Source organism: Pseudoalteromonas sp. 120-MNA-CIBAN-0494, from assembly GCF_040308885.1.
In the GTDB taxonomy this organism is placed as follows: domain Bacteria; phylum Pseudomonadota; class Gammaproteobacteria; order Enterobacterales; family Alteromonadaceae; genus Pseudoalteromonas; species Pseudoalteromonas nigrifaciens.
Map to the genome: position 1 here is coordinate 55717 of NZ_JBEOOE010000013.1, position 10750 is coordinate 66466.

The following is a 10750-nucleotide window of genomic DNA, read 5'->3' on the forward strand; positions in this document are numbered from 1 at the left end:
CCATTTGGTAAACATTCAAGGGTATTTTTGAATGAACGCTCAAATTAATAATAAAACTTATACTTACAGAGCCGTAAATTAGATCTATATAGGGTAAATTAAATAATAACTTTTCACCACACTGTCATATAACTCGATATACTTACACTTAATACCAAGCCATAAACTTAGAGTAAGCAAATTATGACAACAGCAAATAACACAGAACAACACGACGTAATTTTAGGCCTTGGTGCCAAAAAACGACTCGCTTTTATGTTTGAAACCACACAGCAATTTAAACAAGTATGGATTTTAAACGATGACGATGGCTGCGTTATGCTCACCAACGAAGATGACGACTGCGTACCCGTATGGCCAACTCGCGAGTTTGCACAAGCATGGGCCACTGGCGAATGGGAAGGTTGTACGCCTAAAGCTATTCCCACACAAGATTGGATAAACCGCTGGACACCCGGCTTAGAAGACGACGACTTACTTATTGCCGTTTTTCCAACCGAAGACGACGACGGCACTATACTGTTTCCGGATGAGTTTGATACACAATTAAAAATGCCAAAGAAAAAGTATTAAGCACTTTCCCTCAAAACAGTAAAGCCATGCTCACAATAATGGTTTTACTGTTTTATACAGCCCCTTTGCAATTGCGGCCCTTATTAAATCCTCGCTTTATATTACTAAGCTATAAATTTCCGTCCAATTAAATCGCCCGCTAAATAGCATAATATTGTAACTATTAATGACCAACACGCCCTAAATATTAAAATAAAATATACATTTTAAATAATTATTAACTATATTTTTAAATACAATAAATTATGGTTTTTTTTAATCGCTAACTTTTAGCCAAATAACGTCGGCAAACCGATTTAAAGCAATAGGAAAATGGTTTTTCAGGCGTATAATCCACATACTTTTATACCCTAGGGTCAAATTATGTTTAAACTCCGTCACATTACTATTTTAAGCGCTATCTTAGCGCTATTTGCTTGCTCTGAGCCAGTACCTGAACCAGCTAAACAAACAACCGCTAAAACCACTGCTGTTGAAAAAGCAACCAGCCAAAATGCAACTAGCATTACTACAAAAGCAACGGCCGAACCACAATCAGATATACAAAAAGCGCTAAGCAATGCGCCAGTAATTACTAACCTATCAGCAAGCCACCCAAACACCTTACCAACGCCAAATATTAACGATTTAGATAATAGCCCTGAATCTGATTTAATTCGTTACGGGCGTTTATTAGTTATCGATACCTACCGCCAATTACCCGAAAACGTTAATAACAAACTAAACTGTAGTTCTTGCCACCTAAACGAAGGCCGCGTAGCTAACGCAGCCCCTTATGTAGGTATGAACGTGGTTTATCCTAAGTTTCGTAGCCGTAATGCTAAAATAAACACTATTGAAGATCGTATTAATGGCTGTTTTCAACGCTCAATGAACGGCCAACCATTAATAACCGACTCTACACAAATGCAAGCTATGGTCAGCTACATGAACTTTTTATCGCAAGATATAAAAACGAAAGATGACTTAAAAAGTAATAATGGTTTTATAGCAATTAACAAAGACCTAGAGCCAAACGCAGAAAATGGCAAAACACTGTATGCGCAGCACTGTGCAAGCTGCCATCAAATGGACGCCAAAGGCTTATACCCTAACGGCACTTACATGTTCCCGGCAGTAGCAGGCGATAACTCATTTAACGACGGTGCAGGTATGGCACGTACTTATACCGCCGCTGCATTTATAAAAGGCAACATGCCACTTGGCCAAGAAGGTATTTTAACTGACCAAGAAGCCGTTGATATTGCATTTTACTTTAGCCACCTAGCACGCCCAGCATTTGCCGCTAAAGCAAACGACTGGCCTGAAGGCGGCGCACCAAAAGACGTACGCCGTTAATTGTATTAACTACGGTTAAATAATAAAACTAAAAAGTCAGTTGGATTAACCCACTGGCTTTTAATAACATATATAATTTTATTGCAGGCACAAAAAAGGACGTCATGCGACGTCCTGATATTGAATAATGGTGGGGGAGAGGGATTCACCTAAACACCGTAAGCAGCTGATTTAAAATGATAAAAATGGAAAACCACAAGTACCTGTAATACCAATAGGAATACTATAAAAAAAACTCCTAAATATCAGAAAGAAACGTGGGGTTCAATCTACTCGCCCCATGTATCCAATAGCCTAGTTATTTTATCATCAATCATTGATAACTTATCGTTTATTACCTTGTTCTCCGAGTTATCGTCGCTATACGATCTCTTTTTTAAAACATATGCATCCTTCACCGTTGTATCGTTAGAGATCAGTTTAGGATTTGTTCTAGCGTAATTTATTAGCTTTTCAATGTATTTAGATTGAGATATTTTATCTGCATTACTTAAAACCTTAAGTTTATCTCGTGCTGACTTAGACACTTCTAACTGAAGTTTACACACTTTATTAGATGCATTCTTTAAGCCTCTTTCATAGCTTTTCCAAGCTTTATGCAGCCTTTGCACCTCGACTTTTTGAGTATCCTTATTAGAACTGCACCCTTTAACTTCATATCTAATGAAGCCATTTAATGAAGCATTTTCAGATTTAAAATATTCAGCATAGTTTGAAAATCGATATGCTAGCCAGTTGCGCAAATCTTCATTATCTTCCTTGACCCACTTCAAAATATTCTTGCTATCAATCCAATCTGTCATTAGTTCTTCCCTGTGCTTTAATGTTTGTTGCTGTTATCAAAAACAATAATCCAACACTAATCTATAAGCAACTACTTTGCAGTCAGAAACTAAACCCCTTCTTATTAAGAGGTGCAATTAGACACCAGCTAAAATCCAAGTTAGATATTTATCAATGCTCACATCAAAATTCCAGTTAACTCCCTTAGACGCTAAGTTAAAATCTCAGTTAGCTACTCAATTAGATTTTTTAAATAAACTAAAACTCTAAACAACCTCTAATTGAGATTAAATTATATCCCCATATTTTAATGACAAAAAAACACCCTGTTTTACTGTTATTAAATAGATAAACTGGCTACTATATCTACAAAAATTATAGCGCACGGTAATTAAATGAATAAGTTTTTCACTTCAACAGCTAGCCTATCAGCATATTCAAAATGGGTTTTAATTTGTTTAATTGTGGATAAAACTATTGGAGATGAATTATCTAAAACTGACTTCATTAAACGAGAATGTCCATACAATAAATTCAATAAAGTTGTAGATGAACTACTAAATATCGATGCCATTTCAGAGCATAAAGTTAAACAGTCTAATCGGGGAAGGCCTAAGATCTATTATAATTTTATCTACGATACACCCAATGAAATTAGTAAATTAATATCTAGCGAAATACTTGCAAAAATAGAGGGTAAAGATTTAAGAGTGCCTATAAAAATACTATGGTGCTTCTTCGTGTTAAACCAAAATGAATTTGGCTATATAGAAGGCTTTACAATGGCAAATATAGCTACAGCATGTGGGTTAGAATCTACTCAGCTAAAAACGGCTATAAAGCTACTTAAAAATGAAAGCTTAATAAGCCAGTCAGTAACAGGATGTACGATAAAAAAATATCACAGTGTAAAGCCAAAAGTAAGAAAAGGCTTAGTAGGTAGTGAAGCTAATAATTTAAAACGTAGTTCAACATTTAAACTAAACAATAAAGAAACATATGCAATTTATTTAATAACATTACCCTCAAACAGGAAAAGAAAATTGAATTCATTCACAACCATACTCTTTTCATTACTAATGGAAAAACCTCTCAAAAACGATTCAATTTTTGTAGAGTTACTTCATTTCGACAATTCATGGTTAGATAGTGATACCAAACAAAATGATGAAATTCAATTTTTAAGGCAACAGCCAACTCAAGTTTTTGATTACTTCGACGATGTGTTGTTTAAGCTAGTTTCTTACGGCTTATCACGCTTACTTACTAGGAAGGAGTATGAACTTAATCCTATTTCAGATGAAGATGCATTCAATCAGATTTTAAGTCCTGCAAGCTTTGAGTTCATGACAGCTATTCAGGGGCGTTTAACCTCTGAGCTAATAGGAAGTTTCGCGAACATACTCATTCATTATATTTTATTTACCTTCTATCTAAATAGATATGATGTGAACCTTCCTATTCCCCCTAGTAAACAAGAGTACTTTTCATGGGTAACTAGCTTGACTTGTCCAAATAAAAACATTGATATAGAGCTCATAAGAACCCCTACCAAAGTTAAGTTTCCAGGTGTTTTTTCAATAGAAAATTTAGTTATTTCTTCTACTATCGATTTTACCGATAAAGTCAAAATTACCAATATGAACGTAGATTTTAGAGACCCTAAATCGGCTTTAGAATCTGGTCAACACCCCGTTTTTCAATGCGTCCCGGATTCCTTTGCGCATTTTTATAAGACAGTCATAACTTCAGAGCAATTATGAATACGCTAAACAGCACCTCTGTAATGTGCTCATGAAATTAACCACCACAAACTGAGCTGGTTTTATTAGTATAAATTTCGGTTTGGTAATATATATTAGAGTTACTAGTAACTGAGTCATTATTACAACAAATACAAATTAAAAAACTACAACTCATACACCTGATATGAACTAATACTTATCAGGAGAAAGAGAATGAAAAACCCAACACAGTACCAAATAATTAAATGTTCTTCATATAATGAGTACGGCGTACTAGCAAGAGAAGAACAGCCGTTAATTAGGCCATACTTAGATGCTATTCAAAAAGTAATGGATAACGCTATCACAGAACATAAAAGAACCTTTGCAGTAAGAATTGACTTAAGGTTACCTGATTATTCAAATACAGTTGATTTAAATAGCAATGATGTTTGTACTCGTTTTATTGCATCACTTACAGCACAGATTAAAGCTGATGCGATACGTAAAAAGCGCGAAGGTAAAAACCCACACCCTTCTAGTGTTCGTTTTATTTGGGCAAGAGAGAAAAACACTGCACATAAACAGCATTATCATTGGGTACTACTTTTCAATAAGGATAGGTATCACTGCACAGGTAAGATTGACATCGTTAATGACAATTTATTTACTAGAATTACAGCTGCATGGGCTAGTGCTTTAAGTTTACCTTTTAATGAAGCGCTACGGCTTGTGCATTTACCAAAAAATGCGCACTACTACCTTGACGCTAACAATACAAATTTTACAGCGGATTACAGCAGTCTTTATAGACGAGCTAGTTATTTAGCAAAGCTTAATACGAAACAATATGGTTTAGGGCAGCGTTGTTTTGGTTATAGTCAGAGGTGACATTCTAATTAAGACCTGTGCTTCTCATAATTAGTTCTAACGCGCTATTGAGACCTTCAACTAGCTAAATAAGCCTACGCCCTTAGTATATAAGGGCTGGCAAGTTCCCAAAATAGCATTACGAGAAGCACTATTTACGCTACAAAAGCAAAAAAAGAACACACTGCATAAATGCGTTCTTTGTTTACTTCTAATCAAATAAACTCGCTACTCCAGCCAACAAGCCACTAGCAACAGCCAATGGCACCGTAACAGGTGCAGATGCCACACCTAACCCAACTACTATCGCACCAGATACAGCAGCTCCTGCTACAGCACCAGAGCTTACAGCAATGGCTGTTCGACTGAGTGACGGCTCACTGCTACCGGTTATCTGTTTAGATACTTCATTTCCTACTACACCGCATGTAACGGCTTTTTCTAACGACATAACAAACTTACTCCTATTATATGTAATAAATTTATAGCTCTAACTCTTCAAAGTCTTTATCGATTTCCTCCTGGGTTATTCCAATGTAACGCAGTGTCGTTGCTTCCGAGCTATGGCGAAGCATTTTCATTACACGGGCGATGTCTTGGGTTTTATGATAGAGGTGGTAACCTCGGGTTTTACGCATTGAGTGAGTACCTAACTTTAAATTAAGCTCTTCACCCACCAGCGCAAATGCTCTGGTAACAGCCCTGCGTGACAAGGGTCGTGTTATTGAACTTTTAGATTGTTGATTACGATACGATTGAAATAGGTAAACATGGTTGGGGTGAGTTACGCGTACTTCATGGATAAACGCTAATGCTTTCTGATTAAGCTTAATCTCTGCTAGCTTGCCTGTTTTACTCTCAAATATAATTAACCTATCGTTTTGTATATCAGTAAATTTAACAGACAACAAATCAGATATACGCAATGCTAGGTTCAATCCTATATTCCAAATATGGCTCATTTGCTTAGAGCAACGTTTTTCGAGCAAGTAACTAATTAACTTAACTGTATCAAGGTCCTTAATCGCTTGTACTTCAGCCATAGCCAACTCCTTACTCTGTTGTAATAGTTACTTGGTAGCAACCTGTGTTGTAATACTCAACAAAGTTAGTCACAAACAAGGCTAAAAGCTCCTTGCCCTCTCGTTCACTCAACCAGCCCACCAGCATGTGATATACACGTTTAATCACAAAGCAAACATCAATCTCTTTTACTAATTCAGAATCAGGTCGGCCCTGGTATGAAAAATCAGTAATATATACAAGCATCCAACCAATACCCCGCTTTTCTAGCCTGACCTCGACTGGATGAAAGCCACCAGCTTTAGCACTGTAGTTTTTATCACGGAAATTAATAGTTAACTCACTCGTATTCCCTATCGACTCATCTTTTTTAGTGATGGCATTTATAATCACATCAATAAATGACTCAGGTACATTCAAACCTGCTACTTGTTCTATTTTAATAGCCATAACCTACTCCCTTTAAATTAAGCCATGTTCAGCAAATGAATAACTGGTTTCACCAATGATGATGTGATCAACTATCGAAACATCAATAAGGTTAAGTGCTTGCTGTAATTTGGTAGTAATAAGCTTGTCAGCTTGTGAGGGCGTGCTCACACCCGAAGGATGGTTATGCGCCAGTATTACAGATGCAGCATTACGTTCTAATACTTCTTTAACGACTTCTCGAGGATAAACACTCGCTGCGTTAATAGTGCCCCTAAATAACTCTTTGTATTCGAGTATGCGATTTTGGCTATCTAAAAACAGCACTGCAAATACCTCATGCTCAATCAAAGCCAGCTTATGCCTTAAAAACTCTTCACTGTCTTTCGGACATGTTAAAGCCCCATGCCTAAATTGCTTTTGAGCGATTATGTAAGCTGCTGCTTCAAGTATTTGTTCATCACTTACAGGGTGATCAAATTCGTATAGTGACTTGTTATTTTGCATTGTTATGCCCTCTTAATGGTTTATGCAAAATAGTGATGTATATGTTTAACGTTTTTGTTTCGCCTCAGTAAAAAATTACTACCCCCGGAAAGGATATGTACTACTAACCTAACCGGAGAAACCCCATGCGTTTAATCAAATTAAAAGAAGTTTTACATATCACAGGCTTAAGCCGCTCAACTGTTTACCGCTTTATGAGCGCTGGTGGATTTCCAATGAAGGTCGATCTTGGTGGTAACTCTGTAGCCTGGGTAGAAAGTGAAGTTGAAGAATGGATAAGTGAAAAAATTGGGAAAAGAGATGCAATTTAACTAACAAATGTAGATTTTATCATCATTTAGCAGTAAGTTAGCCTTATTAAAAGGATTTACAAGGCTGAAAATATGCTTCATGAACAATTAAAAGATAAACAGAGAAAACTACGGGATAACTTCCCTGAAGGCTTGGCTTTAAGAGTGCATCGAGCACTTAGTTGGTTAGATAAATCAGAGCAGTGTCATCTGGATCAAGATTGCCAGTTTATATTTTTATGGGTTTCTTTTAATGCAGCATACGCGCAAGATACAGAGTGTCTCAACTTTAATGAAACACAGTCGTTTAGCCACTTTTTAGAAAAGCTTGATGCACTCGATTCACAAAATCGAATCTATAACTTGTTATGGCATGAGTTTCCTAAAAGTATTCGCATTCTTTTAAACAATAAATTTGTATTTCAACCATTTTGGCAGTTTCACAACGGCCAAATCGAAGAACTAGAATACAAACAACGTTTCAACGATGCCAAACGCGTAGCTAACGTAGCTTTAGCTAATAAAGCAACTGCAAAACTAACCTCAATTGTGTTGCAGCGATTATATACCCTTCGCAATCAACTTATTCATGGTGGTGCGACTTGGAACAGTAGTGCCAACAGAGAGCAGCTAAAAGACGCTGTACAATTTTTATCCCAGCTAGTACCGTTTATTATCGATATAATGATGGATAACCCTAATGAGCTCTGGGGCGATGCTCATTACCCTTTGATCAATAAATAGATTAAACATGGCTAAGTTATCAGAAAAAACTAAAGCAGCTATTAGAAATAGCTAAAGAGGCAAATAAAGGTTGCACTCACACAAAAGAGGAACTTCTGTAAATACCCTACTCATATACCAGGAGTGATGACAGAACTGCAGGGAAGTACATCAGTAAGAGCATGAAGAGATACAAAGTAAGACTCACTCATTTTGATTGCATCTTTAACTTTGCCTGATATAGTTACTACAAAATAATGACTTAGTATATCTATGACTAATACCGCATTGGATGCACTCACACATGCGCAGAAGGAACGCCTAGCGTTCATTGACTTTAATCTGCAGTACTTTGGCCAAGTTGCTAGAGCTGATTTAATTCAGCGATTTAAAACTGGCCTTGCCGCGTGTACCCGTGATTTAGCATCCTATAAAAAACTTGCACCTCAAAACCTAGTATTAAGTCATACAACTAAAAGCTACCACAGGCTAGAAAGCTTTATACCTTTATTCGAACATAACGCTGAGAGCATTCTCAGCGCTTTATGCCGTGGTTTTGGTGATGGCTTATCAAGCAATATTCAGCCAAGTAGCTACTGCCAAGATGCAACGCGCTTAATACATCCAAATAGCGAAACAATCGCTACTATAATGCGAGCTATTACTTCTAGAACAGCAATAGAGTGCCTATATACATCATTAACTTCAGGCACTACTTCAAAGGTGTTAATCCCCCATTCTATTGTAAATAATGGTACTCGCTGGCATGTACGCGCTTTTGATAGAACCAAGCAACAGTTTAGAGATTTTGTTACTACCCGTATTGAATGCCCAAAAATACTGCAACACTCTATAAATTGTGAAGAATCAGCTGATAAAGACACCCTATGGCATACCATTTACGATATAATTTTAACCCCGCATCCACAGCTAAAATATCCAAAAGCAATAGAGCTTGATTACGCAATGGAAAACGGGCAATTAAAATTAGAAGTAAGAGCTGCTCTATTAGGATATTTACTAAGACAATGGAATGTAGACTGCACGGAACAAGGCACATTAAACTGTAATACTTACCAGCTGCACTTAAGCAATAAATCACAACTTAATCTTAAAGATATTGAGATAGCACCAGGCTATCAGGAATGAACATGGTTGAAGAAAACACACTTAGCCAAATAGGCTTCAAATTTGGCAAAAATGGCGCACACTCAGCTAGAAGCATGATGATTGAAGAACTTAAATCACTACTTTTTTCTCGCGACAAAAGTGCAACAAAAAAAGATTACGAAGACGACATCATCAATTTTAATATATTGCATAAGCCAACCGAAAAATCACGTGCATTAACCTTTAGGCACCTTGTCGATTTATACGGTATATCAATGGATATTCCTTTATTTAATGTTTTCCGCCAGTGGTGGGAACTATCAGAAGATGCCCAACCTATTTTAGCTTTGCAGCTTGCCGTGGCTCGTGATCCTATTTTGAGAAATTCTGCTAGTGTAATTTTACCACTTCAATTGGGTGAACATTTACCTCGTGAAACAGTAGAACAACATTTGGCAAAAGATGATCCAGAACGCTTTAGTGCCGCCTCACTTAAATCATTTGCACAAAACATTAACGGTACATGGACTCAGGCAAATTACCTGGAAGGTAAAACAAAAAAATACCGTTCGCAGCCTAAAGCGACTTATGTAAATATCGCATATGCATTATTTTTAGCCCATTGCCATGGTTTATCTGGTCAACGACTTTTTGACAGCTTTTGGTGCAAGATGTTATCGCAAGATAAAGAGCATTTATATGAGCTGGCGCATAGAGCTTCATTAAGAGGTTTAATTAATTTTAAACAGATTAGTGAAGTGATAGAAGTTACCTTTCCCAATATAGAGCTACCAAAAACGGCTCAATCAAAGGAGCAAAGTTAAATGTCAGACCGATTATCAAAATTGCTGCAAAGCTTTGAAAGTCATATAAGCATTCCCTGGCCTAACGCAGTTTCTCATGATGAACGCACAATCTTCGTTGTTTACAACAAAGAAGACGAATTAAAACTAAGAGCCCGAATTGACGAGTTTGAAGCCAGTGCTACGCAAAGTGGTCACCCTTGGCTACAGCTAGATTTAACTCATAGCTTTGAAAATTGGATGCAAGAGCAAGACTATAAAGAAACCTACTTTGAAGACCCTGAATACCTAAAGGGCCTTTATGAAGATTTCTCAGATGAGCTCATAGAAAAACTAAAGTCACAATTTATAGAAGAACAAGATGAAAATGGTGTTATTGCCCTGCTCGGCTGCGGTGCATTATTTGGTTTTGCATCCGTATCAGGGCTAGTAGAAGAAATAGCTAAGGAAGTCACAGGCCGATTAGTTGTCTTTTTCCCTGGTGAGCACCAAAACAACAATTACAAATTATTAGATGCCAAGGATGGTTGGGGATATCACGCAACTGCCATAACTGCAATGTCATAAGGAAAATAAA

At 36.9% G+C, this 10750-nt stretch carries 14 protein-coding genes; 9 read left to right on the top strand and 5 right to left on the bottom strand.

What is annotated here, in order from left to right; genetic code table 11:
• The first annotated feature begins 183 nt into the window (after positions 1 to 183).
• Positions 184 to 573, top strand: a complete 390-nt coding sequence (locus AAEY55_RS10120; protein ID WP_011328538.1) for a DUF2750 domain-containing protein — start codon at positions 184 to 186, stop codon at positions 571 to 573.
• A gap of 363 nt (positions 574 to 936) precedes the next feature.
• Complete coding sequence (locus tag AAEY55_RS10125) at positions 937 to 1911, top strand: c-type cytochrome (protein ID WP_350551102.1); 975 nt, start codon at positions 937 to 939, stop codon at positions 1909 to 1911.
• 269 nt (positions 1912 to 2180) lie between these two features.
• On the opposite strand, the gene AAEY55_RS10130 is transcribed toward AAEY55_RS10125, so the two are convergent.
• Positions 2181 to 2714 carry a hypothetical protein gene (locus AAEY55_RS10130; RefSeq protein WP_089368468.1) on the bottom strand — a complete coding sequence of 178 codons (534 nt, stop codon included), beginning with the start codon at positions 2712 to 2714 and terminating at the stop codon, positions 2181 to 2183.
• A gap of 375 nt (positions 2715 to 3089) precedes the next feature.
• Between AAEY55_RS10130 and AAEY55_RS10135 the strand changes: the two genes are divergently transcribed.
• Both AAEY55_RS10135 and AAEY55_RS10140 read left to right on the top strand, forming a co-directional pair.
• The gene (locus AAEY55_RS10135; protein ID WP_350551106.1) at positions 3090 to 4457 is read left to right on the top strand and encodes a hypothetical protein; all 1368 of its coding nucleotides are present in this window, start codon (positions 3090 to 3092) and stop codon (positions 4455 to 4457) included.
• A gap of 195 nt (positions 4458 to 4652) precedes the next feature.
• Entirely contained in the window at positions 4653 to 5309 is a 657-nt protein-coding gene (locus tag AAEY55_RS10140; protein ID WP_350551109.1) for an inovirus Gp2 family protein, read from the top strand.
• Between the two features lie 190 nt (positions 5310 to 5499).
• Here AAEY55_RS10140 and AAEY55_RS10145 read toward each other — a convergent pair whose 3' ends face one another.
• Genes AAEY55_RS10145 through radC form a run of 4 tightly spaced genes read right to left on the bottom strand, consistent with a single transcriptional unit; the run spans position 5500 to position 7247 of the window.
• On the bottom strand, positions 5500 to 5739 hold the full coding sequence (locus AAEY55_RS10145) for a hypothetical protein (RefSeq protein ID WP_350551112.1): 240 nt from the start codon (positions 5737 to 5739) through the stop codon (positions 5500 to 5502).
• Between the two features lie 31 nt (positions 5740 to 5770).
• Entirely contained in the window at positions 5771 to 6331 is a 561-nt protein-coding gene (locus tag AAEY55_RS10150) for a tyrosine-type recombinase/integrase (RefSeq protein WP_138488856.1), read from the bottom strand.
• A gap of 10 nt (positions 6332 to 6341) precedes the next feature.
• Positions 6342 to 6761: a DUF2787 domain-containing protein gene (locus tag AAEY55_RS10155; RefSeq protein ID WP_089368473.1), complete on the bottom strand. Its 420-nt coding sequence runs from the start codon at positions 6759 to 6761 to the stop codon at positions 6342 to 6344.
• 12 nt (positions 6762 to 6773) lie between these two features.
• A complete protein-coding gene (radC, locus tag AAEY55_RS10160; RefSeq protein ID WP_193038377.1) occupies positions 6774 to 7247 on the bottom strand; it encodes a DNA repair protein RadC in 474 nt (157 codons plus the stop codon).
• A gap of 125 nt (positions 7248 to 7372) precedes the next feature.
• Here radC and AAEY55_RS10165 point away from each other — a divergent pair, with 125 nt between their 5' ends.
• The 5 genes from AAEY55_RS10165 to AAEY55_RS10185 all read left to right on the top strand — a co-directional run bounded on the left by AAEY55_RS10165 (position 7373) and on the right by AAEY55_RS10185 (position 10740).
• Positions 7373 to 7558, top strand: a complete 186-nt coding sequence (locus AAEY55_RS10165; RefSeq protein ID WP_350551117.1) for an AlpA family transcriptional regulator — start codon at positions 7373 to 7375, stop codon at positions 7556 to 7558.
• A gap of 72 nt (positions 7559 to 7630) precedes the next feature.
• Positions 7631 to 8281, top strand: coding sequence for a hypothetical protein (locus AAEY55_RS10170; RefSeq protein WP_350551120.1), 651 nt, complete (start codon positions 7631 to 7633; stop codon positions 8279 to 8281).
• A 252-nt stretch (positions 8282 to 8533) separates the two neighbouring features.
• Positions 8534 to 9409 (top strand): WYL domain-containing protein, encoded by an 876-nt coding sequence (locus AAEY55_RS10175; protein WP_350551123.1) that lies wholly within the window; start codon positions 8534 to 8536, stop codon positions 9407 to 9409.
• A 2-nt stretch (positions 9410 to 9411) separates the two neighbouring features.
• Positions 9412 to 10194 (top strand): hypothetical protein, encoded by a 783-nt coding sequence (locus tag AAEY55_RS10180; protein WP_350551126.1) that lies wholly within the window; start codon positions 9412 to 9414, stop codon positions 10192 to 10194.
• The gene (locus AAEY55_RS10185; RefSeq protein ID WP_350551129.1) at positions 10195 to 10740 is read left to right on the top strand and encodes a BREX protein BrxB domain-containing protein; all 546 of its coding nucleotides are present in this window, start codon (positions 10195 to 10197) and stop codon (positions 10738 to 10740) included.
• Positions 10741 to 10750: the final 10 nt, after the last annotated feature.